This window comes from Campylobacter gracilis (genome assembly GCF_001190745.1).
GTDB classification, from domain to species: Bacteria; Campylobacterota; Campylobacteria; order Campylobacterales; family Campylobacteraceae; genus Campylobacter_B; species Campylobacter_B gracilis.
In genome coordinates this window covers 469,353-492,643 of the sequence record NZ_CP012196.1, presented here as the reverse complement: position 1 = coordinate 492,643, position 23,291 = coordinate 469,353, and the positions used below count along the sequence as shown (strand labels likewise).

The window sequence follows — 23,291 nt, the reverse complement described above, 5'->3', positions numbered from 1 at the left end:
GCTTAGGAAGCGGCGATGAGCGAGGCTAAATTTAATCCGGAAATTTTAAGCAAGATCGAGCCTGAAATTTATGAGGGCAGCTTGGACGTGAACGCGATTTTATCGCGCTGGTACGCTAAATTTAAAGACGCAAATTGCGGCGCGTTCATCACTTTTGTGGGCATCGTGCGCGATGAGGGCGGCATCTGCGCGCTGAGCTTCGATATCTATGAGCCGATTTTGCGGACTTGGTTCGAAGCGTGGCAGCAAAAGGCCGCGGCACGGGGCGCATTTGTGCTTTTTGCACATGCAAACGGGGGCGTGCCTATCCACGAAAGCTCCTACGTTGCAGGTGTCGTAAGTCCGCAGCGTAAGGTCGCTCTGGCGCTAATAAACGAGTTTGTGGAGGATTTTAAGGCGGCCGCGCCGATCTGGAAATACGACGTAAAGGGCGGCAAAATCGAGGGCGGCAAAGTAGTAGGCGGGAAGAGGATCTACGCGGCGGATCGCTCGCAGAGGATAAAAGGCGCAGGGCTTTTGGGCTAAATTTGAAAGCGCGACCGGAGACTATGATGAGCTTTATAGAACGGTTGCGTGCAGATAAATCTTGCAAGGGGTATATAAATAGTGACGAATAAATTTGTTATTGATCTAAATTTTAATAAAGCGAGCTCATGGTTTTGCGTAATAATATTTTTTATATTCTTGAATGCTTTTTTCAATTTTTTGGCAGTTTCCTATGGGGAGAGCTATCCATATAACACTTTTTTGTTCCCGCCAGGAGATTTGCATGCCGATTTAATCAAAGTCGCTTTAAGCTATCTTCGAAACAAGCAGATAGACTATCATGAATGGCCGCAACTGTTTCAAAATTACTATATAAACAATGAATATGGCAATTTAGACAAGTTGCAAACAGGGGAGCTTACTAACTTTCATCTCCCTCCTCTTACTACCATCATAGCACTTATAAACGCAAAGATTTTACAATGCACGGATCCAAATTTTCTCCTCATTTTATTTTATGCAATAGCATTTTGTTCTATATTTATTTTAGCTTTATTTTTCGGCGGAAATGACAAAAGGCGACTGTTTTTGTTTATAATGCTTTTATTTAGTTACCCTATGCTTTTTACTCTTACTCGAGGTCATATATATGCGATAATCACAAATTTTATGACAATATTTTTCTTTTATAGTGTTTTTAAGAAAAATAATATTATTGTGCCGATCGTGCTTATGGCCATAATGTTTAATATGCGTCCTAATTCATTTTTCTTAAGTTTATTATTTTTTAACTATGGTTTTAAGAAAGGTCTTGCGGGGATCATATTTTCCGCTCTGATTGGTATCGCGCTATTTGTAGTGTATTTAAATATAGCTAGCTATTTATATCCGGATTATAATTTTAAAAATTTCAAAAGAGGGGTTGAAATATATTATAAACTCTCAGTTTTGGGAGATGGGGGAGATAGCTTTAATAATTCTTTGCTCGGAGCATTCAAATTTTTAAAATTTGAAAACATAGAGATTATTAATAAGATAATTTCCGTTTCTTTAGGCCTTATTGCACTTTTATCTCTATACCTATTCGCAAAGCATAAAATTAGTAGCTTTGATTTTATTTTCTTAATCTGTTCGCTTTATACGCTTGCATCGTCTGTTTTTGCGACATACTATATGGCTATATTTTATACTTTTTTGCTCCTTTTATTTAAATTTGATATAAGATCAAAATTTACTTTGCCTATAGTTATCGCAAGCGCCTTTTTACTAATACCGAAAAATTATATTTTTAAATCATATACTTCATTGGAGGTTCTGATAAATCCCATTTTTCTGCTTGGAGCAATTGTCTTTATACTTTATAAATCTATTCTTTTGGATAAATATGAAGCCGGAGCGGTCTAACTTTTTTAAAAACGATATAGCTCAGTCAAGGCGTTTTATCTGTTCTTGCAATCCTCTTAAAAAATCAATTAGGTCAACTCGATCATCTAAGCTTAAAGAATTTAAGAGATGAAAAGTTTTAAGAGTAGAATTTAACTGTTCTAAATTCCTTGGGCCTATGATTATTCCATCATAAGCAGGATTTGTATAGATAAAAGACATATTAATATCATTTATTGTATTAAAACCGATATCTGATAAAATATTATTATTGTTTAAGGCGTCGTAGAAGACCTTTCTCAATCTATTTGGATGCTCTATACCTCGGATTTTAGCCGATACGCTATCATCTCGCGCGACTTTTAATCCGCCTATATTTATTCCATAAGCACAGTAGCGTGCCTTTGGGAAGAATTTTTGATATTTTAATCTAGCATTATTTGTTAATAAATTCTCTTTGCATTGAATAATCCAACAATCGGCAAGCTCGGGCATCGATTCATAATAATCTTTCGGATTTTCTATCCCTGATAGTCCGATATCGATATCTCGGCTCCTTAGTTCATTTAAAGCAAATACCGTCTCTTTGATCAAATCAGAATTTTTTCTATTATCCCAATGCACGGATATACAAGCTAGTGAGTTACCAAAATTCAGTAGCAAATCATCGTATTCACTAAAAATATATTTTTTACTCAAATTTATTGAAGAAGAGCCTAAATTATCGACAGATCCGATCTTTACTAATACTAAAATGGAATTTCTATGCATACTGCACCATTGCGATAGCCATCGTAAGGCTAGACCATAATCTTTCTTGCTCTTATTGATAGGATAATTTGTAGCACAATCTACATAGGAATTCCCTGCTTCTACAAATCTATCTAAAATATAAAATGCCTCAGCCCTAGAGATCGCCCAACCCCACAAAGCAGTCCCCAAAATAAGCTTTTTAGTCTTCATTTTGTTTGAGTCTTTTTTTTAAATTAAAAATTGCTTTAAGATATTCTATGGTTAGTTTAATAATTTTTACTTTAGAGTTTGGATCGTCCGTCCATCTTATGGGTAGATCTAAAATTTTAAATTTCTTATAATCGGCGACGACCAAAAGCTCTGTAGAGAAGAACCAGCCATCGTTATTCGCTCCATTTTCTATCAAAGCTTCCAATATATCTCTTTTTAAAAATTTAAACCCGCACATTCCATCCGTAAAATTGCCGCGAAAGTTCAAATTTACAATTTTATTAAAAATTCTACTCGTAAAATTTCTAATAATCGACCTTCCTATGACGACAGATTCTTTTGCAAGTCTCGTTCCTGCGACCATATCGTATTTATCGCTTAAAAGTGCATCAAACACTTGATGCAAATGCTTAATGTCCGTAGACAGATCAAGATCCATGTAGCCTATTATACCGGCTTTGCTACTTAACCACGACGCTTTTAATGCCCTACCGACACCCTTTTCTTCAAGCCTTAAATATCTTATCCTAGGGTCATTTTCTTGAAATTCCCGCGCTATATGGCTTGTTTTATCGTTTGAGCCGTTATCCGATATAACAAGCCCTATTTGTCCATAGCGACCGCAATTCTTATCTAAAAATTCTATTATTTTCAGAATTTGATTTTTTAAAGTCTTTTCTTCGTTTAAAACGGGTATCGTTATTTCTATATCGGGTACAAACATGGTCTATCTTAAATATTTGAAAAAATATTCCAAAAATCTCTTTTTTTAACACCCAAAAAATCTTTGGCTTCTTTTATAGTATCAAGTATATCATAAATATTATCTATCTTTCCGCCCATTATATTTGAAAAATTTTTTATCCCGTAATCCTTAGTAAATAAAATAGGCCTTCCGTCATTCATCTCATTTTTAACCAATACCGTCTTTACCTCAAATATACTATCTTTATAAATTACATCTTCAAGCATCGGAATATATCTTTTCGCATCATTAATCATATATTTAAAATTTGATTTTTTATGATACGAGTTAAGAACGTCGTATCCGTTATGATATTCTTCGCGATCAATCCAACTACCGTGTGGAGTATATCTTACGTGGCTAAACGTATTTAGACCCTTTGAAGGAAACGGCATAATTGAAAAAAATGGACCGTCCATAACGGTAATAGAAAAATTCTTTAATTCGTCTGGCATCTCTATTAGAGACATCTCCGTAATTTCATGTTTTAAATTTAATAATGGCAGGTTAGAGCGTTGCAAAATAGTATTCAATCCGGAATAGGTGCAATTAAATACAAATTTTGCGCAGATGCTTTCATCTTCTTTTAAATTCACGCTTATATATCCATCGTTTCCATTTTCAATATTATAAACGGTAGTATTTAGTCTTAGCTCGCATTTTGTTTCAATATATTTTTCTTGTATAATTTCTTTTAAAATTTTTGCATCAAATGCAAATTCTTTTACTCTAAAGACATCCTCTATAAGCCTATCGTCAAACATCGCCTTAATACTACTAGGGGCTACCTTGATTGGGGCCCCTAGTTTTTTATACATTTCATAAAACTGTTTAGAGCTTACTTTGGAGCCGATTCTTGCAATGGCATAATATTTGTCAAAGTCGTCTTTTATAGCCTTTGCAAAGTCTCTTATAAATTTAGGAAAATTCGCCATTGATCTTAAAGCCGTTACCAAACTCCTTGGATAATGGTAACCCATATGAACTCTTGCTTGATTTACATAGCTAGCTCTTTTTAATATATCGTCTTCTTGTTCTATTACGACGACGTCATCAAAATATTCTTTCAGAAACATCCCTAGCGTTGAACCGAAGAAGCCCCCCCCTATGACGATACAATCATATTTTTTCATATGCTTCAAAATCCCTATTTTACTCTTTATCTACATTTTTTTTAGACGAGAATAACGTCAAACTACTTTTTTCATCTGAAATTTCATATAATGGAGTATTTTTTTGATTTTGAATTATTATTCTGATATGTTCTCCCAAAATAGCCAATACCAAAAAAAGTATAAAGAAAGTAAAAGAGGTGTACAAATTTGAAGAAGTCCATCCGCTTGCTACATTTTTATTTAAGATATAGCTTATCAATACATACAAAATATAAAATAAATTTAAAGTGGATGCGAATAGCGATAATATGGTTGCTGTCCTAATTAATCTATTTGAATAATTTACTATAATATCTATAGTAAAATTTACATTTTGTAAAAATGTTCTTTTATAGTTTTCTTTACCGATAGGCATATACGAGTAATCACATTTTGAAAAGCCGTTATTTAATTGAATCAACCTCAGAAATTTTACTTTATCCTCATTTTTCGTTATATGATTCATAACCTTTTTATTTATAACAAAAAAATCACTATGCATACTATTCAATTTTGCGCCGGTAAATATAGATACTATCTTATAAAATAGTTTTGACATCATTGATTCAAAAATAGTTCGCACTTTTTGCTCTCGCTTGCCCATGGCTATATCAAAAGCTTCTGCCTTATCAAGGATACCGATTACATCTTTTATATCCTCGTGCTCCAAATCGGCAATACAGCAAAAATCTCCTATGCAATTTTCTATCAAAATCGTATGGGCTATTTCAATATCTACGGTATTTGACAGTTTAATAATTCGCGTATTAGTTATACTTTTTATTAGCTCGTCGCATCGTTTTTTACATTCTGCATCACTAGTAAAATCTAATATTAAAATTTCAAAATAATTATAAACACTCTCCATTAAAGAATGAAGCTCTATTATCTTTCTTACGTCGGAATCATCATAAAAAATGATACCTATTGATATAAAATTATCTTTTTTCATATGAAATTCCCTTTATCCAAATACGCTATACGCGCCGATTATTTAATACATACACGAAATATAAATATTCATAAAAATCAAATTACTCATATATTGATTCTTTCTATGAAATCCAATCTCCTGTAAATTTTAAAATTTAAAAATATCTTTAATCTCTACGAGCTCTTTAGATATTGCAAAATCAATAGATTTATTTGCGTAATCACACCTAAAGATCGGCTCAAGCACCTCGGCGAAAAAGCCGTTTAGCCCCTCCTGCATGATCTGCGCGCCACTTTGATAGCGCGCAAGCCCCATAAATACGCCGTGTCCGATCGCACCCAAGCCCTTTGCCTCATCGGCGATAAATTTATTCAGTGCCTTGCAAACCGCAACGACCGCGCTTGCATTTACGATCTCGCGATCCCTTAAATAATCCTCAAGCGCGCCGTAATCGCACTCGCATCTGATCCATCTAAACGCCTTTGCAATCGACGGCGAAACGCATTTGTACTCATTAAGAGTGCATAGGACGTATAAATTTTTAGGCACCGCAAAATATGAGCGACCGTCCTTTAAAACGACGCTAGCGCGCGCTTTCTCGCCCTCTTCAAAGCTGTCGATTATGTGAGAGTTTTTAGTACGGATCAGCGAGAGCTCATCATTCTCGTCGTAGCGACGATCCAAAAGCACCGCCGCCTCGCCTAAAATTTTATCCAAACTCGCGGCACCTGCATTGTCAATCAGAAAATAATACTCGCCCTTCGGATCTTTTAGCGCCTCTTTGCAAAGCGCTTTAAACTCGCCATTGATGAAACTTTCGCCGTAAAATCCGTCTATAAAATCGCAGTATTCGAAGCCTTCATGTAGGCAAACGTAGCGAAAATTTTTCGTCGCAAGTTTCTTTTCGGTGATCAAAGATCGCAGCCTGCGGGTCTTGCCGGTGCCGATCGCGCCGTAAAATATCGTATTTTTCGCGACCTCTTCGCTTTTGTAGTTTTTGACGTATTCGAAAAATAGCGACGAATACACGATCCTAGCCGCTCCCACGACGTCCTGCGGATACGGGGTAAATTCCGCGATAAATCGCGAACTTACTTCGTAAAATTCTTCGAAAATTTCAACCTTTTCGTCGTAGAGCAAGGATAAAATTTGCGCGGTTTCATCGCGATAAATGAGAGTCGGAAACTCATCGTTGCACTGCGCAAATATGCTAGCTAGCAGATAGAGCTTCTCGCGCGAAATTTGCGCGAAATCGCCGTCCTCGGCAAGTCCTAAATTTAGCATCCCATCATCGCTTAAGTAGCTGTCGATCAGATAGAAATTATCGGCATTTATCGCGGATTTTAAAAATTCCATCAGCACGAAAGGCTGATTATGCAGCGCGACGTCGAAAAAATCGATCGCCAAAGCGCTGTCCACCGCCGTAAGAAGCCTGTAAAGCTCATCGTAGAAATTGACTAGCTTTTGTTTAAAAATATCGCGCGCAGTGCGCTCCTGCGAATAGCTATTGAAATTTTTGACGATATTTTCGATGAAAACATAAAGCGAGACGATATTTTTATCCTCGCCACTAAGCACGCTATCTACGCTTTTTACGGCATTTTTAGGAAACAGCTCCTTTTTGCCGACGATGCGGTCTTTGAAAGCGAAATCGTAATAAAACGCGCTGATATTGGAATCAAAAAACTGATCCATAAAGAAATACTCGGCGTGCGCGAACTTCTCGCCCAAAGATAAAATTTTGCAGCTTCTAAGATTGCCGTCACTGAGATTTATATACAGAGTTTGCAAAAACTCGTTCTCGGCCTCATCAAAGCTCGCCAGACAGCGTTTGATCTCGCCTAAATACTTTGAAATCGCGGTTTGTTTTTTAAGCCAGAATTGGTTTTTGTTGTGATTTTTCCAGCTGACGACCAGCGACTCTATCTTTTCCTTGCTAAAATCTTGCATGACTCATCCTTGAAAGATTAAAATTGTGTATTGTACTTGAATTTAAATAAATAATTAATAAAACTCTGATCTCGCGACAGAGCGCGAAAGCAAATTTTATTAAATTTACGCGCCCGGGGCGATAGGAAATTTTAAAATTTACTGCGCGCTAGATCTATCCGCGACCCTGCACCAACGGGACGAATTCGCAGGCGCCAAGTTCCTCTTCTTTGATCTCGCTTGGCGAAATTTTACTAAATCTAACGATCTTTTGCGAGCCGCCTCTATTCATCGGAGCGACCAAAATTCCGCCGTCCGCAAGCTGCGCAAACAGCCGCTCGTCGATCCGCTCGGCGCACGCAGAGAGCAAGATCCTATCAAAAGGGGCAAAATTTTTCCATCCCGCGTTGCCGTCGTCATGACGCAGGCTGATATTTGAAATCCCGAGATTCGCAAAGTGCCTTTTCGCCTCGCCCACCAGCCGCTCGACGCGCTCGACGGCAAAGACGCGGTGAACCATCCTGCTTAAAATCGCCGCTTGATAGCCGCTGCCGCAGCCGATCTCTAAAATTTTCTCGACCTTCGGATCCACGTTTAGCGCCATCGTCATGCGCGCGACCGTCAGCGGCGAGCTGATCCACTGGCTGGCCAAAATGGGCTGCGCGTTAAGGCTGAAAGCGTGCGCGCCGAGCGGAGCGAACTCGCTTCTAGCGACGCTACAAAACGCCTCAAAAAGCGCCGGATTTAAACTTACCTGCTCGGCAATGTCGTTCGCCATCTTTTCGCAGCGAAGCCGCTCTAGCGAGACCATAACGCGCTCCCGCCCGGCCGGGCGTTAAATTTAAAGCCGCGGAAATTTTCGCTTCGCTTAAATTCGGGGTCGATAAAATTTTTAAAAATACCGCCAAAGCGTTCGCGCTGCACCGAAAAAGCATACGCCGCATTTCGGTACATAGCGCGGCTAAATTTTAAAAATTTTGCCGACGATGGAGCACTTGCAGCGCTCATCGCATGCCCGTGCCGCGACAATAAAGCGCCTGCCGCACTTTCGTGCCGCGCAGAAAAAATTTCTCCCGCGCTGCCGAACTCGGCCGATAAAATTTGAGCTTTGCTTCCGCGCTGCAACGATGAAATTTGCGCCGAGTATCCGAACCCTGCCGCAAAAGCGCGTCCTAATAAAATTTGTTGCGTGCGTTTGAGCTCGGGTAAAAGAGCGTGCGATGAATCCGCAAGCCGCACAAGCAAAACTTCTGCTGCACAAGCGCCCGCCGCGCCCCGAGACGGCGCCGAAAAAGCATTCCTAGCGCGCGTAGGCTTCACCGCTAAAGCCTCTACCGCATACCAAAGCCGCGCCGCACGAGCGCATGCGCTTTTAAAAATACTCGCCATATAGGCGCGCGTCGCCAAAACAGAGCAAAATTTCAAACCGCAAAATCCGCTAAAAATCATCGAAACTCAAACTTCCTTTGCTGTAGTTCGTGACTTTGCTCTCGAAAAAGTTGCTCTTTTGATCGTTAAATTTAGAAAAATCATCGACCCATTTTATCGGATGTTTCGCGTCGTATCGCTTCTCAAGCCCGATGGCAAGCAGGCGCTGATCGACCAGGTAGTGGATATATTCTTCGATGATGTCGTCCGTAAAGCCCATGATTTGGTTATCCGTGATGTATTTGCCCCAATCTATCTCTAAGTTTCCCGCCGTCTCGAACATCTCGTAAATTTTATCCACGTTGCGTTTGTTAAACAGATCGGCGCGCTCCTTGCGGACGGAATTTATCATGTTTTGAAAGAGTAGAAGATGCGTGATCTCGTCGCGCTGTATGAAGCGGATCATCTGCGCGCTGCCTAGCATCTTGCCCGCGCGAGCAAGCGCATAGATCGACGTAAAGCCGCTGTAGAAGTAGATCCCCTCTAAAATTTGATTCGCCACCATCGCTAGTAGCAGCTTATCGTCGCTAACCTCGCCCGCGAGCTCCTCATAGACGCTTGAGATGTAGTCATTTTTCCTACGAAGCATATCGTCGTGCTTCTCCATCTCGTAAATCAGATCGGTGTTTTCACAGATCGCCTCGACCATGACGGCGTAGGATTTGCTGTGGTTGGCCTCCTCGTAGGCTTGGCGAGCGAGCACGGCGTTGATCTCCGGAGCCGTGATGTAGGGGTTGATATTATCGGCGAGATTGTTGGTCTGAAAGCTATCCATCGATATCAGCTGGCTCCACACGAGATCATACATCCGCTTCTCGGCGCTTGTAAGATTGAAGTTATAATCGCGCACGTCGTCCGTGGTATCGACCTCTTTAGGAAACCAGGTGTTGGCCTCCATCAGATCCCAAAGCTTCAGCGCCCATTGATATTTCGCCTTGGTAAAATTTAAAATACCCTGCGGATTGCCGCCGAAGACCTTGCGATCGGTAAGCGTCTCGTCGGAGAAGGGGTTGTAGATTTTTTTCCTATCCATTTTTTGCCTTTTTAAAAATTTCGGCGTATTTTAGCCAAAGCAAGCTAAATTTACCTTTTGTTTTGAAGCGGCTGCCTGCACGGCGTGAAATTTGACGTGAAGCTAAATCTGCACGGTATAAAATTTTACGCCGCAGACGGAGCCGAATTTAAACATAGCAAGCGGCGGCAAGGCAAATTTTAAAGCTTTCGACGGAACGAAATTTTATCGCAGCTCAATATATGCCGGACAATGCGCGGCGCGCTAAATAAAATTTCATCGCGTTCATCGCGGTAAGATGCTCGTGGCAGCGCAAATTTAATCAAAATTTCGAAGTTCGATCTTTAGATCGGTGTGGATTTTGCTCGGATCAAAGCTCGCAAGCGGTGCGTCTAAATTGCCGAAATTATCGCCGGTGGGCAGAAAGTTTTGCAGATAATAAACGCCGCGATAACCCTCGCTGTATAGAATTTGCGCCATCTGCTCGATCTTCGCTTCATTTAAAAAATCCGCATGCACGGTCGTGCGCACCTCAAATTTAAAATTTCGCCGCAGCAAAAGCCTAAGAGTTTGTAGAAATTTATCGTATAAGCTTGATTTCGTGATGAGCTCAAAATCCTGCCGCGGCGCCTTAAAATCAAGCGCGATATAATCGATCAGCCCTAAGTTTAGCGCCTCTTCGATCTTTTGCGGATTTGATCCGTTGGTGTCAACCTTGAGCAAAAAGCCGCGCTGCTTAACTTCGTGCGCCAGCGGGATAAAATCGCTCGCACAGGTGCATTCGCCGCCGCTAAATACGATGCCCTGAAGCTTGCCCGCGCGCGCATCTAAAAAGCGCAGAAACTCTTCGTTTGAAATTTTACCCCGTGAAGTAACGATTTGTGGGTTGTAGCAGTAATTGCAGCGCATATTGCAGCCGCAAAACCACGCAATCGCGGCGATGTGATCGGCAAAATCAAGCATCGTAAACGGCGTGATTTCATAAATCTGCGCATTACGCAGGTTTAAGGCTTGCGGCGGCTTCGTATGCGTTTGTTGCATTTGGCCGGTAGCGGCGACTAGGCGATCTGCTTTTTGTCTTTTTTCTCTTCAAAAAAGACGCGCTCTTTGTGCTCGCCCTTCTTTCCGATATTAAAGCTCTCTACTGGGCGCAAATAGCCCATCACTCTTGTGTAAACGACGCATTTTGTGCGTTTTGCTTCTAACTCTTTTGGAAATTCCATTCTCCATCCTTTCATTAAGATTAAAATTTAAATCGCTATTTAGGCGCCCTTGCTCTGCTTGGCTTTGTATTCCGCCAGCAGCTCCTCGTCGCATTTCGGGCAGTATTCATGCTCGCCGCTGATGTAGCCGTGCTTATGACATACGCTGAAAATCGGCGTGATCGTGATATAAGGAAGCTTGTAGTTTTGCACTACGCTTTTTACGAGCTGTTTGCACGCCTGAGCCGAGCTTATGCGCTCCTTCATATACAGATGCAGCACCGTGCCGCCTGTATAGGAGCTTTGCAGCTCGTCCTGCATCGCCAGCGCCTCAAACGGATCGCTTCCGAAATTTGCCGGAAGCTGCGTCGAATTGGTGTAGTATATGTTTTTATCAAATCCCGCTTGGATGATATCTGCGTAGCGCTTCTTATCCTCTTTAGCGAAGCGATACGTAGTTCCCTCGGCAGGCGTGGCTTCGAGATTGTATAGGTTGCCCGTCTGCTCTTGAAACGAGCGGATCTTCTCACGCAGATATTCAACCATTTTAAGGGCAAATTTACGCCCGAATTCCGTCGTAATATCTTCTTTGTTGCCGCTGAAATTTCGGATCATCTCGTTTGCGCCGTTAATGCCAATAGTACTAAAATGGTTATTAAAGCCCGGCAGATAGCGCTTCGTGTATGGATACAAACCGCGCTCAAACATCTCGGTTACAAATTTTCGCTTCTTTTCAAGCGTCGATTTAGCAAGCTCCAAAAGCTCATCCAGCCTCGCATACAGCGCCTCTTCGTTATTTTTATACAGATAGCCTAGGCGGGCTAAATTTATCGTTACGACGCCGATGCTTCCCGTCATCTCTGCGCTTCCGAAAAGTCCGCCGCCGCGCTTAAGAAGCTCGCGCAGATCAAGCTGCAAACGGCAGCACATCGAGCGCACAGCGCCAGGCTTATACGCCTTTGGATTGGGTACGCGCTCGCCCTTTTCGTTCGTGATATATTGCGAACCGATAAAATTTTGAAAATAGCTAGAGCCTACTTTGGCGGTGTTTTCAAATACCGCGTCGGCCGCAGGAGTATCCCAATCAAACTCCTCCGTTAAATTCACTGTAGGAATCGGGAAAGTAAAGGGCTGGCCGCACTTATCGCCCGTGGTTAAAACCTCGTAAAACGCGATCACGATGCGATTCATCTCGGGCTCGAAATCGCCGTAAGTCAAAGCCTCGAGTGAGTCCTTGCCGCGCCTTTTAGCCTCGGCCAAAAGCTCCTCGTCGTGTAAATTTTTAAATAGATGCTCGTTATTATGCGTAGGAATCTGCGTCTTTAGATCATCCGGGCAGGTCATATCGATGGTGACGTTGGTAAACGGGCTCTGCCCCCAGCGCGCCGGGACATTTAGGTTAAACACGAAGCTCGTGATCGCCTTTTTGACCTCATCGTCGCTTAATTTATCGCGGAAAACGTATGGCGCCAGATAGGTGTCAAAGCTGCTAAACGCCTGTGCGCCCGCCCATTCGCTTTGTAAAATTCCAAGAAAATTCGCCATCTGATACAGCGCTTCGCGGAAATGCTTCGGTGCCTTGCTCTCGACGCGACCGCGCACGCCGTTAAAGCCCTCGTTTAGAAGCACGCGCAAGCTCCAGCCCGCACAATACGCCGTAAGGCAGTCCAGATCGTGGATATGATAGTCGCCGTTTCGGTGTGCCGCGCCCTCCTCGCGAGAGTAAATTTTATCTAGCCAGTAGTTTGCGATGACCTTGCCGGCGGTGTTATTGATCAGGCCCGCGTTTGAGTAGCTGGTATTGGAATTTGCTAAAATTCGCCAATCCTGCTTGCTGATATATTCATTGACCGTCTGGGTGCAGTTGATGTAGGTCGTATCCTCCTCAAGCCCCAAAATGTGCTCGCGCTGCATCTTGTGCGTGTGGCGGTAGATCATGAAGCTTTTCAAAACGGCGAAATCGCCCGCTTCAAAGAGCTTTTTCTCGATGAGATCCTGAATATCTTCGACGCTTAATTTATCTTTAAAAACGATCGCGCTCATTACATTATCAAAGACTTTTTCGTCAAACTCGCTACCCACGCTTTTGTAGGCTTTTTTGATAGCATCTTTTATTTTGTAGGATTGAAATTCTTGAAAACTTCCGTCTCTTTTAATGATTTTTTTCATAAGCACCCCGAGAATTTTCTGAATAAATTGGCAGAAAGTATATCAAGGAATCTTTAACTCAAAATTAAAGGAACGAGCGGAATATCCGTTACAAATTTTGCTTATAAAAAACGAAATTTAACCAAATCTCGCTATAATCGCGGAGTTTATTTTATAAAATTTGGAAATGCTATGAAAAATTTTAAAATAAGTTTTTTCGCGATCTTGCTATGTGCCTTGTTAGCGGGCTGCGCTGCGCTTAAAGGCTCTAAAAGCACGGATAATTCGGCACTTGCAGGAGGCATCGACCACGCTGGGTATTCAAACGCGTATCTGGAGCGCATCGCAGGCGAAAGCATCGCTGATCTACTCTCAAAGCGTATCGTCGGCAAGAGAGGCGGTAGATTCAGCGTCGTCGGCATCGAACCACTGGACGGGACGAACGCGCACGGCGTGGATGCGGAATTTTTGAGCAAAAAAATTAGAATTTCGCTGCTGCATTCAGGCAAAGCAGTCGTCACAGACGCTCCAAGCAAAGACGAACTCGTATTTAGCAACGATGGCGTAAGCCGTGGCTATCACGCCGTAGAAAGCGGCTCGATCTACGCGCCGGATTACATCTTGGTAGGTAAAATTTTACCGCAAAGTCCCGCTGCGGCAAACGATGGTAAGGCAGGATCTAAAAAAGCAAAAAGCTTAAATTCTGCAGCTAAAAATTCTACCGCGCAAGCAAGCGAAGGCCTACTTTTAGAACTTTCGATGATAGATACTCGCAACAACAAAAGCGTGTGGAAGTATAAAAAAGCGCTTCAAAAGCAAATTTAAGGAATTTTTCGCTAAACTCACAATTCATTTTTTGAAAGGCGGTGAGGAAAGTGCCTGGAGTAAAGGTATATCCGAACGAATCATTTGACGAAGCTTACAGACGCTTTAAGAAGCAGACTGATCGTAACCTAGTCGTTACCGAGGTTCGCGCGAGACGATTTTTTGAGCCGATGACGGAAGTCCGCAAAAAGCAAAAAATTTCAGCTCGCAAAAAGATGCTTAAACGTCTTTACACGCTACGTCGCTACGAGTCACGCTTGTAGCAGTCTGCGCGGATTTGCGGATTTTAAATTTGCAGATCTGCGCGAAATTTTATCTCACATCTTTTTAAATTTACAGCCTGCTTGAAATTTACCCGCCGCGCCAGCGCCGAAATTCCGATCTAAATTTTAAAATTTACCCGCCTTTTTGCGGCGCCTGCTTTATACAACATATCCGCCAGCGAGCCGCTAAATTTTGAAATTTATCTTTACCTATTCGTTTTTTAGATATACTTTTGCATAAATTTCAAGGAGCGAATATGGATTTAAACGACTACCTGCACACTCAAGACCAGCAACCCTCAAACCCGCAAGAAAAAGAAGTAGCACTCATCAAATACACCTTCATCGCGGCCTGCGCCTTAAAAGCTATAGCCGAACTGGTGCTATTGCTATTAGGAATTTACGGCGGATTAGGAGTACTACTAAGCGCAGCGGCATTCGTGCTTTTTATCTTTAGCATTTATAATATCTCTAAACTTACCGTAAGCCGCAGCCTTTTGCGCAACGTAGCCATTGCCTTTTCGGCGATATTTATAGGCGTATTGTTATTTATATTTTTAGCGGGCGGCATCATCGCTCAAATACTACTTGCATTGGGATTCATCGCATCGTTTCTGTTTTTTTATAGATTTTATCAGGAGCTTGCCGATACTAGCGGAGTCGCTATATTTTCATATTGCTTTATCGCGCTTGTATTTGCTGCTATTGCAAATGCATTTTTGGCGCGTTTTTCGCTGCCCGCTACGGTGCTGCTCAGCTTAGCGGCACTTGCACTTAATGCTTTTGCTATGTTCAGCGTAGAGGGTTTTTCTCGTTCGTATTATTCTTATGATCTTAGAGGCAAGAGATAAATTTTGATTGCTTGATCGGTTGTGGAAAGACCAGCAAAGAGCTAAATTTTTAAAATTTAAAATCAAGGAACAAGCCGTGGTCTATTTCAAACACATATTTCTCGCGCTATTTTGCGGAGCGCTGTTTTGCGGCGTACTTTACGGTGAAAATCCAAATAAAATTTCAAAGCAAAATTTTAAATCCGACTTCATTTGGGGCGTTACGATCGACGACGGCTGGTACGAGGACGCGCAAGACGCTTCAAGCGCGAAGCTGCAAAGCATCGTGCGCGCCCTGCAAGCCCTACCCGTAAAGCCAACCGTGCGCGTCGTGATGTCAAAAGAAATTAGCCCGCGCGAATACGAGCCTCTTTTTAGGCGGCTTAGCGAGGTCTCGTACGTGATGGCCTGCCCCGTGGACTCCTACGAGATGAGCTCGTACAAAAGCGTGAAAAGCTACGAAAAGAGGTTCGCGGACGCCTTCGCCGCGCTCGCGCCCTACGTGCAGATCTGGGAGGTCGGCAACGAAATAAACGGCGAGGGCTGGCTGGGGGACGATGCGAATTTCATCGCTGCCAAGATGATCGCAGCCTTCGAGCTCATCCACAAAAAGGGCGCCAAGACGGCGCTTACGGCGTATTATACGCCGAGCGGAGCGCAGAAAACGCAGATGCACGAGTGGCTGCAAAAATTCGTGCCGCAGGATATGAAAGATGGGCTGGATTATCTTTTCGTAAGCTACTACGAGGACGATAACGAGGGCTTTGCGCCTGATTGGAGCGAAATTTTTACCGATCTGCAAAGCACTTTCCCTGCTTCAAAGCTCGGCATCGGCGAGTGCGGAAACACGGCGGCGGACGCCACGCAGGCGAGCAAAAAGGCGATGATGAGGCGATATTATACGATGCCGCGATACGTGCAAAACTACATGGGCGGGTGTTTTTGGTGGTATTTCGTGCAAGACTGCGCCAGCGGGGCGGGATCCGACGCTTCAAACGGCAAAAATCGCAGCGCACGCGATAAGACGGAGGCCACGGACGAGCTACTAAAAAGCCTTAGCGAAGCAATAGGCGAAGCGTACAGATAATGCGCGGAGGATTTCAAATTTAAAGCGAAATTTTACGATTTTTAAGTGCAACGAGGTAAAATTTAGATATGAAAACTTTTATAAAAATTTTAAAAATTACGGCCTTGGTCGTGAGCGTTGCGTGCGTGCTTTTTGTGCTGTATATATTTGTGATTTTAAATTTGCTTTTTTCATCCGATACGCCCGAAGGTTGCGATCCTAGTATGCCCACTAGCGCTTGCGATTATATCGATGAAAAATTTGAAAAAGAGATACAAATTTGCCCCCAGTCGCCGCTTTGCCGAACTTAGAAAAAAGACCCGTATTTTGGCTAGGCGAGAAAAAATTCGCAGGAGGCGCGAAGTTTTATTGTCTATACATTAAGGACGATTTTGGGGTCTGGCTTAGGTATAAAGACAGCGATAGCGACGACTTTTTGCTACAAAAAGATATGCCAGAGCGCTACTATGGATACGACGAGATTGATCGTTCGCCGGATTTAGATTGGGTAAAAAGAGAGCTTGGATATTATAGCTACGGCATCTACGATATTTCGCTTTTTGAAAACGAAGCCAAGATATTTTCTCAAACGGCGTATAAGGTCGTGAGGAAATTTATCGGCTTCTTTAATCTACATTCTATAGAGGGCACCTCTTTTGCAGCTCCGCAAGGCACCGAGGAAAATTTAAACGCTATAAGCGAGCTTCAAACTCCGCTTGCGGATTTTCCGCAAAAGCAGAACTACTCCGCGCTCGGTTGGGCTGATCAGTCCGAAGCTGAAGGTTATGTCGGAGATGAAATAGCCAAAAAGCTCACTCGCAATATCTTTGAGGTCCCTGGCGACGGGTGGCGACAAACCATACGTATAAACAGCAGCGCCAAAGATATAAAGGTAATCTGCGGAGATGAAATTTGCCTCGCGCTTGCCTTTGATGAAAGCGAATTTAATCGTTGCGATAACGATACGCCTCATACGGCAATTTATATGCTAAATTTAAAGCAAAAATTTAATAATTTTCATACTCTTACTAGTAGTAATTTTAACTACGTTAAGCTCGGCGATAAATACACTTTAGACGACGTGGATTCCTTTAAAATAGTTTTATCGAGATTCAGATATATCAAGGGGTATAACAAAGATCGCGAAATCACGGACTACGAGGTTATCTTGCGAAATAGCGAGGGTGAGCAGATCAACGAAATCTGCAGAAACGAAATTAAGAGGGCTCGCAGTCGCTTGCGATAAATCTAAGATAGCGCCGCAGGATTTGATATATAAGGTCGTGATTTCGGCGCGCTTTAATTTAGCTTCTAAAATTTACGCAAGAATTTTAAAATTCTAAGCTTCAAGCTTTAAAATTTGCCCGCGGAGCTTTTAAAATTTATCGCTCGGCTTAGGTTTATTTTATCCACGCCAAGACAGCGAAATTTTTAGGGCGTCGCGATAACTAGGTGCAAGATAGTGAAATTTCACAAAGCTGCGGCGAACAAGATGCGCAGAGAATGCACGCAAATTTCAAATTTATCTAGATTTTGCCCGCCTGCCCGACGCCTAGCACAATTATTTAACTACAACCCCTCTTGCTCGCTTTACTTTTCGTTCGTCTTACGATTTACTCACCCTGCTTGATGTTGCACTTTGCCGAAGCTACTGCGCGCCCTTTCGCAAAGCTGCGCGGCATGTGGGATTGTGCCCATCGCTCGCAGGTTTTGCAGCACATGCGCGCGATAAAATTCCGTAGCGCAGGTATTTTAAATAAATTTTGATTTAAAAGCGCAGAGACAGAAGCGTTTAAATTTAAAGCTCACGTGCTCCACGGCTAGCCCGCAAGCGCTCTGCCCGCGAGCAGCCCAGCATAGCAAAAAAGCATACAGGCGCATACGCTTAAGACCGCGTTTAGCACACCGATAGCAAATTCTCGCGCCAGCAACAATTGCAGCGTATCGTAGCTGAACGTAGAAAATGTCGTAAAGCCGCCCAGCGCGCCTGCGACAAAAAATATCCGCAGGCTCTGCGTTAAATTTAGTGCGAGTAAAAACCCTATCAGCAGGCTTCCCAGCGCATTTACGCAAAAAGTAGCGATCGGAAATGCGCTCCAAAATCCGGCGCGGTCCATTGCGCGCGCGATCGCTCCGTTTAGGCCTACTCGTGCCATCGCGCCTACACAGCCGCCTAGCCCAGCTAAAATCAAGTTCGTCAATCCAAGTCCTTTTAAAATTCGTAAATTTTATTTCGCCATCTCGCCTTCATAGGACGAAAGATGTGCGACTTTGCTATTTTAACGCGGCTAGTTAAAATTCCGCTTTTAAATTTTGCTCGCGCGACGAAACGCGACGTTTGACGCGCCGCCGCAAGACGGCGATCAAACGCGCGCAGTGTAAGAGGACGGCAAGGCAAAAACTACGAGACGCAAAAGGGCGCGTAGTAAAACAGCGCGAACGCTTAAAATCGCTCTGACGTGCCCGTAGCAGGCGCCTAAACTGCGCTTGTAGCGGAACGATCGCAAAGCAAAACAATAGCGCGGCAATCGCTGCAGCGCTACTACAGCAGGCGCTACTGCAGCACCTTTTTTAACGCTAGCGCAAATAGCACGACGTATAGGACGAGCAGCCATTTTTTCTGAGTTTCGCGCTTTGCACGGCGAGCCTGAGAGGTGCCGAAATATACGCCCAAAAGCCCGCCCACGGCTAGCAGCGCGCCGCGTTCGTAATCCACATGGCCGTTGTACGAAAGGCTCAAAAGCGCGCTAAATGAGCCGAAAACGATGAAAAATAGCCCCATGCAGACCGCTCTTTTGATATCGACGCCCAAAAATCCGACCAATACGGGCGTCAGAAATACCGCGCCACCCACGCCCATGCTAAGCGCGATCGCGCCGATAACAAAGCCGATGAAAAATAGCGCCGCGCCGTGGGGATCGGCGTTGCCGCCGCTTGTTACGTTCGTGCTAAAGAGCTTGAGAAATGAGATCGCAAGCGTCAGCAAAAGACCGATCTCAAGCACGATTTCTGGCGAGTATTTTACGATGAAGCCCGATATGCTCGCGCCGCACAGCCCTCCGAGCCCCACCGCGATGCCGCTATCTAGGCGAAGCTTGCCCGCACGGTAGTTCAGATATGAGCCAAAAAGCGAGACGATGAACATCTGCATCACCGAGATGCCCGCGGCGGTCTTGACGTCGTATCCCAGAGCCATCATCACGGGCATTACGACCGTGCCGCCGCCGATACCGAAAAAGCCCGATATGAAGCCCACGACGACGCCGACAAAGGGGAGTTCTAGCATTTTTGATCCTTAAAATTTGAAGTGAAGTTTATAGCTTTAAAATTTAAAGCTTGCTAAATTTGCGAAATTTTTGATTTGGAAGCGGGGGATTTGCGGGATTTTGAGGCGAGGGATTTTGATTGTAGAATTTCAGCTTGAAATTTATGCCCCAAATTTTGATTTGAAATTTTATCTGGAGTTGGCTTGGCTTGAAAGTTTACAAGCGAAATTTATACGCGAAATTTTGCCTCAAAATTTCAAGCGCGAGATTTGCAAAATTTTAAAATTTACGGGATTTTAAGGAGTGAAATTTCGGCTTGAAATTTTATGCAAATTAGCCCGCCTGCGTTTGTTCGTATTGCGGCTTGGCAGCGGATTTTAAAATTCTGCGCCCAGACTGCGGCTCAGCGTAAATTTGAGATAAAATTTTACGTTTAGATCGCGGCGCCGTATCTTTGCCGCGATTAAATTTCGATGGAATTCTATCGCGGCAAAATTCCGCACGGTAAAATTTCAGTCAAAATTCTACGGCAAAATTTCCGCGCTCCGTATTCTAAAAATCGCCGCAAAATCGGTGCAAAGTCACGACAAGATCGCCTTAAAATTTTATACGAAGCAGGCAAACGCAAAGAGCGCGAATTTTTTGCAAAATTTACGACGAAATTTCACCGCTAAAAGCTCGTTTAAGGCCGTCCAAGACCCGCCAAAAGAGTGCCAAAAGACTAAAAAGTCGCCGCCGCAAAATCCTCGCGATGAAATTTCGCCCGCAAATTTCTCTCAGTAAAATTTTGCTTTGAATGGGGCTGGATTTGAACTCGCGGCAAATTTCCAAGGCTAAATTTTACGCAAAAATCCGCATTAAACCTGCAAAATTTATCGTAAATTTCTCCGAGCGGTTTTCGCGCCTTATGAAATTTCCAGCACGATCTCCTTTTTTAGCCCGATCTGTTTGATCTCAAGCACGGAAGCGCCACCCAAACGCAGCGCAAGCACCTCCGCCTCGCTGCAAGCGCGGGCCTGTGCGATTTCGCGCAACACCTTGCCGCGCCAGGCTTTGGCGTAGTGGCTCAGCACCTTGCTGCCTTTGATGAAACTAAAACTCAAATATTCGTGCTTCATCTCATAAAATTTCTCGTAAAATCCCGCGCGCAGATCCACGACGCACTCATCCGCCAGATACCGATCCAGCGCGGCGGAGAAGCTGTCGCGATAAAATTTCGCCACGTCTATGCCGCCAAATTTTTCGCCCTGCTTGAGCTTGTAGTTCGGCAGCGCGTCGCCGCCCAGCACGGGGCCGAAAAGGTTTGAAAAAATTATCGTATTTCGCTCCGCAAACTCCTGCGCGCTGGGGCTTAGCGACGCGTAGCCTAGAGCGCGATACGCGGTGCCGGTGTAGCGCAAAAGCGCCTTCGCGCAGCCTTTTTCAAAGATATTTTCGCGCAGGGCCGCATCCCATTTTTTCAGCCCGAAAAGCTTGCAAAGCTCCGCTTCGCTCGCTCCCTCCGTAAACTCCGCGTAGGCGCGCAGCATCTGCAGGCGCTTTTCGTAAAGCTCTGCAAAGATAAAATTTCGCTCGCAAATGCGCGAGCCGCCGCCCAGCTCGCTTTTCATCTCGCTTGGGGAAAATAAAATTTTCATACGCTCTCCTTAAAATTTGCTCATTTTACTAAAATTTTGCTTGCATTAAGCCCGCCCAGGCTCGCGCCGCCCGCTCAAATTTAAGCTAAGCAGCGTATAATGGCGCTAAAAATTCCAAGGACGAAAATGCTTTTAGAAGAGCCGCTTTTTTACTACCGCGAAATTTTAAAGACGCATCCGCAAAGCTACCTCGCAGAGGACGACACTCAGGTCATCATCGGCATCGATTGCGATTATTTCGATGGATTTAAGATGAGCTTTGAGGCGCTAAAGCTTAAATTTGATGAGGTAAAAAGCGCAAAAGCGGGCGCAAGCGAGTTTAAAAACGCGAGCTTTGCCGGGCTTTTCGGCGTTTTGGGCTACGACATCGTGCGCGCGTTCGAAAATATCGGCTCGCCGAAACAGGCACTATATGACTTCCCGCCGTTTTTTTACGCCGATGCCGCAAACTACCTGCACTACGATAAAATCAGCAAAATTTACGATTTTTACGGCAAAGACGCCCAAATTTACGAAAACCTGCGCGGGCTTAGTTCGCAAGCCTCGCAGCAAAGCTCCGCCAAAGCGACAAGCGCGCCGCAGAGCGCCACAAGAACGGACGCCGCTATAAAAGGCGGATCGAAATCGCAAGCCGTGGCGAAGTCCGAGCCTAAGAAAAAAGAGCTTAAATTTAAAATTTTAACCGATCTGGGCGCCGAGGAGTCTCATTTTAGCGCGATGGTCGAAGCTGCAAAAGAAAAGATAAAAAGCGGCGACGTTTTTCAGGTCGTGCTGGGCGAAATTTTAAAAATCGGCACGAATCTCGGCAGCCTGGAGTTTTACGAGCGACTCAAAAAGAACAATCCGAGCCCCTATATGTTTCACTTCCCGACGCCGTACGGCTGCGTTGCGGGCTCCAGTCCCGAGCTGATCATGGAGATCAAAAAGGACGAAATTTTCGTAGCTCCCATCGCGGGCACCCGTAGTAGAGGCGCGAATGCCGAAGCAGACGCGGCGCTCGAGCGCGAGCTTTTAAGCGACGAAAAGGAGCTTGCGGAGCATCGGATGCTGATCGATCTAGCTCGCAACGACATCGGCAAATTCGCCGCGCCCGCCTCGGTGCGGGTGCAAAACGCGATGCGCGTCGTGCGCTACGAAAGCGTGATGCACATCGTAAGCGAGGTCTATGGCAGTAAGCCGCGCGGGGTAAGCGCGTTTGAGGTGCTTAGCACGATCTTTCCTGCGGGCACGCTAAGCGGCAGCCCGAAGATTCGCGCGATGCAGATCATAAATGAGCTGGAGCGCTACGAGCGCGGCATCTACGGCGGCGGAATCGGATTTTGGCGCTTTAGCGGCGATGTGATGCAGGCGATCTTGATTCGCTCGGCGATCTTTGTAAATCGCGACGCGCAAGATTCCTGCTCGGACGAGAACTCTAAGCGGAATTCCGGTTTAAATTTAGACGCTGTTTGCAGCGAGGAAAATTCCGAAGCGACAGAGTTTTGCGACGGCGAAAATCCCGAAACAACGGAGTTTTGCGGTGCTGCGGCGCAAAAGGGCAGCGGCGAGGCGCAAAATTTAGCTCGCGCAAGCGAGCGCGACGCGAGATTAAATTTAAAAGCTTGCGCGGGCGGCGGGGCGCTAAATTTAGAAAACGGGAGCTTTAGCCGCGCGATGCGGTTTGAGGCTGCTAAATTTAACGCGGAGAATTTCGGCTGCGAAGGGCTAAGCAATCTCGTATTTATCGGCGCGGGCGCAGGCATCGTTTACGACAGCTCGCCAAAGAGCGAATACGCTGAGATCTGCAAAAAGCGCAAAAGCCCGCTTAAAGCGATCGAGGAGCTATGCGAGGAAGTATAGACGCTTTAAATTTAACCAGCCGGGCGCGCCGCTTTTCGGTGCGAGTTTGATTCGGCTAAATTTAAAAGCAGTTTTCAGCGTATAGACATTGAAATTTAACGATAAGCTTCATTCGGCAACGCAAAACGCGCAACGTCGCGATGCGGTAATGTCGTAGCCGCGAGCGGAATTTTAAATTTAG

General features: G+C 44.3%; 22 protein-coding genes and 1 pseudogene. 11 read left to right on the top strand and 12 right to left on the bottom strand.

Annotation, left to right across the window (positions count from 1 at the left end):
- The first annotated feature begins 15 nt into the window (after positions 1–15).
- Entirely contained in the window at positions 16–525 is a 510-nt protein-coding gene (locus CGRAC_RS02605; RefSeq protein WP_005869372.1) for a molybdopterin synthase catalytic subunit, read from the top strand.
- 81 nt (positions 526–606) lie between these two features.
- Positions 607–1,890 (top strand): hypothetical protein, encoded by a 1,284-nt coding sequence (locus tag CGRAC_RS02600; RefSeq protein WP_040303295.1) that lies wholly within the window; start codon positions 607–609, stop codon positions 1,888–1,890.
- A 21-nt stretch (positions 1,891–1,911) separates the two neighbouring features.
- On the opposite strand, the gene CGRAC_RS02595 is transcribed toward CGRAC_RS02600, so the two are convergent.
- The 9 genes and pseudogenes from CGRAC_RS02595 to CGRAC_RS02545 form a co-directional block, all read right to left on the bottom strand.
- The gene (locus CGRAC_RS02595; protein ID WP_005869376.1) at positions 1,912–2,832 is read right to left on the bottom strand and encodes an aldo/keto reductase; all 921 of its coding nucleotides are present in this window, start codon (positions 2,830–2,832) and stop codon (positions 1,912–1,914) included.
- Positions 2,822–3,556: a glycosyltransferase gene (locus tag CGRAC_RS02590; protein WP_005869378.1), complete on the bottom strand. Its 735-nt coding sequence runs from the start codon at positions 3,554–3,556 to the stop codon at positions 2,822–2,824. The genes CGRAC_RS02595 and CGRAC_RS02590 overlap by 11 nt, the downstream gene beginning before the upstream one ends.
- Positions 3,557–3,564: 8 nt before the next feature.
- Positions 3,565–4,710: an FAD-dependent oxidoreductase gene (locus CGRAC_RS02585; RefSeq protein WP_005869380.1), complete on the bottom strand. Its 1,146-nt coding sequence runs from the start codon at positions 4,708–4,710 to the stop codon at positions 3,565–3,567.
- Between the two features lie 19 nt (positions 4,711–4,729).
- Positions 4,730–5,683, bottom strand: coding sequence for a glycosyltransferase family protein (locus CGRAC_RS02580; protein WP_005869381.1), 954 nt, complete (start codon positions 5,681–5,683; stop codon positions 4,730–4,732).
- Positions 5,684–5,812: 129 nt separating this feature from the next.
- Entirely contained in the window at positions 5,813–7,615 is a 1,803-nt protein-coding gene (locus CGRAC_RS02575; protein ID WP_005869382.1) for a 5-methylcytosine-specific restriction endonuclease subunit McrB, read from the bottom strand.
- A gap of 154 nt (positions 7,616–7,769) precedes the next feature.
- Positions 7,770–8,405 carry a protein-L-isoaspartate(D-aspartate) O-methyltransferase gene (locus CGRAC_RS02570; RefSeq protein ID WP_005869383.1) on the bottom strand — a complete coding sequence of 212 codons (636 nt, stop codon included), beginning with the start codon at positions 8,403–8,405 and terminating at the stop codon, positions 7,770–7,772.
- A gap of 627 nt (positions 8,406–9,032) precedes the next feature.
- The gene (locus tag CGRAC_RS02560; protein ID WP_005869385.1) at positions 9,033–10,055 is read right to left on the bottom strand and encodes a ribonucleotide-diphosphate reductase subunit beta; all 1,023 of its coding nucleotides are present in this window, start codon (positions 10,053–10,055) and stop codon (positions 9,033–9,035) included.
- A 297-nt stretch (positions 10,056–10,352) separates the two neighbouring features.
- Entirely contained in the window at positions 10,353–11,075 is a 723-nt protein-coding gene (locus CGRAC_RS02555) for an anaerobic ribonucleoside-triphosphate reductase activating protein (protein ID WP_005869388.1), read from the bottom strand.
- A 41-nt stretch (positions 11,076–11,116) separates the two neighbouring features.
- Positions 11,117–13,405, bottom strand: a pseudogene (locus CGRAC_RS02545) (ribonucleoside triphosphate reductase); the annotation flags it as partial.
- Positions 13,406–13,576: 171 nt separating this feature from the next.
- On the opposite strand from CGRAC_RS02545, the gene CGRAC_RS02540 reads away from it, so the two are divergent.
- The 6 genes from CGRAC_RS02540 to CGRAC_RS02515 all read left to right on the top strand — a co-directional run bounded on the left by CGRAC_RS02540 (position 13,577) and on the right by CGRAC_RS02515 (position 17,614).
- Positions 13,577–14,209 (top strand): hypothetical protein, encoded by a 633-nt coding sequence (locus CGRAC_RS02540; protein ID WP_005869391.1) that lies wholly within the window; start codon positions 13,577–13,579, stop codon positions 14,207–14,209.
- 50 nt (positions 14,210–14,259) lie between these two features.
- On the top strand, positions 14,260–14,472 hold the full coding sequence (gene rpsU / locus CGRAC_RS02535; protein WP_005869392.1) for a 30S ribosomal protein S21: 213 nt from the start codon (positions 14,260–14,262) through the stop codon (positions 14,470–14,472).
- Between the two features lie 257 nt (positions 14,473–14,729).
- Entirely contained in the window at positions 14,730–15,323 is a 594-nt protein-coding gene (locus CGRAC_RS02530; protein WP_005869393.1) for a hypothetical protein, read from the top strand.
- 76 nt (positions 15,324–15,399) lie between these two features.
- Entirely contained in the window at positions 15,400–16,389 is a 990-nt protein-coding gene (locus CGRAC_RS02525; protein ID WP_143297825.1) for a hypothetical protein, read from the top strand.
- A gap of 68 nt (positions 16,390–16,457) precedes the next feature.
- The gene (locus CGRAC_RS02520; RefSeq protein ID WP_005869395.1) at positions 16,458–16,679 is read left to right on the top strand and encodes a hypothetical protein; all 222 of its coding nucleotides are present in this window, start codon (positions 16,458–16,460) and stop codon (positions 16,677–16,679) included.
- On the top strand, positions 16,649–17,614 hold the full coding sequence (locus CGRAC_RS02515) for a hypothetical protein (protein WP_005869398.1): 966 nt from the start codon (positions 16,649–16,651) through the stop codon (positions 17,612–17,614). The genes CGRAC_RS02520 and CGRAC_RS02515 overlap by 31 nt, the downstream gene beginning before the upstream one ends.
- A 574-nt stretch (positions 17,615–18,188) precedes the next feature.
- Here the strand turns inward: CGRAC_RS02515 and CGRAC_RS02510 are convergent.
- On the bottom strand, positions 18,189–18,569 hold the full coding sequence (locus CGRAC_RS02510) for a fluoride efflux transporter FluC (protein ID WP_005869401.1): 381 nt from the start codon (positions 18,567–18,569) through the stop codon (positions 18,189–18,191).
- A gap of 353 nt (positions 18,570–18,922) precedes the next feature.
- The gene (locus CGRAC_RS02505; protein ID WP_005869404.1) at positions 18,923–19,654 is read right to left on the bottom strand and encodes a sulfite exporter TauE/SafE family protein; all 732 of its coding nucleotides are present in this window, start codon (positions 19,652–19,654) and stop codon (positions 18,923–18,925) included.
- A 115-nt stretch (positions 19,655–19,769) separates the two neighbouring features.
- On the opposite strand from CGRAC_RS02505, the gene CGRAC_RS11745 reads away from it, so the two are divergent.
- Together CGRAC_RS11745 and CGRAC_RS11740 are read left to right on the top strand one after the other, a co-directional pair.
- Positions 19,770–19,934, top strand: a complete 165-nt coding sequence (locus tag CGRAC_RS11745; RefSeq protein WP_005869405.1) for a hypothetical protein — start codon at positions 19,770–19,772, stop codon at positions 19,932–19,934.
- A gap of 273 nt (positions 19,935–20,207) precedes the next feature.
- Positions 20,208–20,417 carry a hypothetical protein gene (locus CGRAC_RS11740; protein ID WP_005869407.1) on the top strand — a complete coding sequence of 70 codons (210 nt, stop codon included), beginning with the start codon at positions 20,208–20,210 and terminating at the stop codon, positions 20,415–20,417.
- 122 nt (positions 20,418–20,539) lie between these two features.
- On the opposite strand, the gene CGRAC_RS02495 is transcribed toward CGRAC_RS11740, so the two are convergent.
- Positions 20,540–21,271 carry a YaaA family protein gene (locus CGRAC_RS02495; RefSeq protein ID WP_005869410.1) on the bottom strand — a complete coding sequence of 244 codons (732 nt, stop codon included), beginning with the start codon at positions 21,269–21,271 and terminating at the stop codon, positions 20,540–20,542.
- Between the two features lie 126 nt (positions 21,272–21,397).
- Here CGRAC_RS02495 and CGRAC_RS02490 point away from each other — a divergent pair, with 126 nt between their 5' ends.
- Complete coding sequence (locus CGRAC_RS02490; RefSeq protein ID WP_050346298.1) at positions 21,398–23,110, top strand: anthranilate synthase component I family protein; 1,713 nt, start codon at positions 21,398–21,400, stop codon at positions 23,108–23,110.
- Positions 23,111–23,291: the final 181 nt, after the last annotated feature.

What these genes read in the sequence shown, in the direction of transcription:
- CGRAC_RS02605 (WP_005869372.1), top strand. Translation starts at nt 16, where the DNA reads ATGAGCGAGGCTAAATTTAATCCGGAAATTTTAAGCAAGATCGAGCCT.
- CGRAC_RS02595 (WP_005869376.1), bottom strand. Translation starts at nt 2,832, where the DNA reads ATGAAGACTAAAAAGCTTATTTTGGGGACTGCTTTGTGGGGTTGGGCG.
- CGRAC_RS02590 (WP_005869378.1), bottom strand. Translation starts at nt 3,556, where the DNA reads ATGTTTGTACCCGATATAGAAATAACGATACCCGTTTTAAACGAAGAA.
- CGRAC_RS02585 (WP_005869380.1), bottom strand. Translation starts at nt 4,710, where the DNA reads ATGAAAAAATATGATTGTATCGTCATAGGGGGGGGCTTCTTCGGTTCA.
- CGRAC_RS02580 (WP_005869381.1), bottom strand. Translation starts at nt 5,683, where the DNA reads ATGAAAAAAGATAATTTTATATCAATAGGTATCATTTTTTATGATGAT.
- CGRAC_RS02575 (WP_005869382.1), bottom strand. Translation starts at nt 7,615, where the DNA reads ATGCAAGATTTTAGCAAGGAAAAGATAGAGTCGCTGGTCGTCAGCTGG.
- CGRAC_RS02570 (WP_005869383.1), bottom strand. Translation starts at nt 8,405, where the DNA reads ATGGTCTCGCTAGAGCGGCTTCGCTGCGAAAAGATGGCGAACGACATT.
- CGRAC_RS02560 (WP_005869385.1), bottom strand. Translation starts at nt 10,055, where the DNA reads ATGGATAGGAAAAAAATCTACAACCCCTTCTCCGACGAGACGCTTACC.
- CGRAC_RS02555 (WP_005869388.1), bottom strand. Translation starts at nt 11,075, where the DNA reads ATGCAACAAACGCATACGAAGCCGCCGCAAGCCTTAAACCTGCGTAAT.
- CGRAC_RS02540 (WP_005869391.1), top strand. Translation starts at nt 13,577, where the DNA reads ATGAAAAATTTTAAAATAAGTTTTTTCGCGATCTTGCTATGTGCCTTG.
- CGRAC_RS02530 (WP_005869393.1), top strand. Translation starts at nt 14,730, where the DNA reads ATGGATTTAAACGACTACCTGCACACTCAAGACCAGCAACCCTCAAAC.
- CGRAC_RS02520 (WP_005869395.1), top strand. Translation starts at nt 16,458, where the DNA reads ATGAAAACTTTTATAAAAATTTTAAAAATTACGGCCTTGGTCGTGAGC.
- CGRAC_RS02505 (WP_005869404.1), bottom strand. Translation starts at nt 19,654, where the DNA reads ATGCTAGAACTCCCCTTTGTCGGCGTCGTCGTGGGCTTCATATCGGGC.
- CGRAC_RS02495 (WP_005869410.1), bottom strand. Translation starts at nt 21,271, where the DNA reads ATGAAAATTTTATTTTCCCCAAGCGAGATGAAAAGCGAGCTGGGCGGC.
- CGRAC_RS02490 (WP_050346298.1), top strand. Translation starts at nt 21,398, where the DNA reads ATGCTTTTAGAAGAGCCGCTTTTTTACTACCGCGAAATTTTAAAGACG.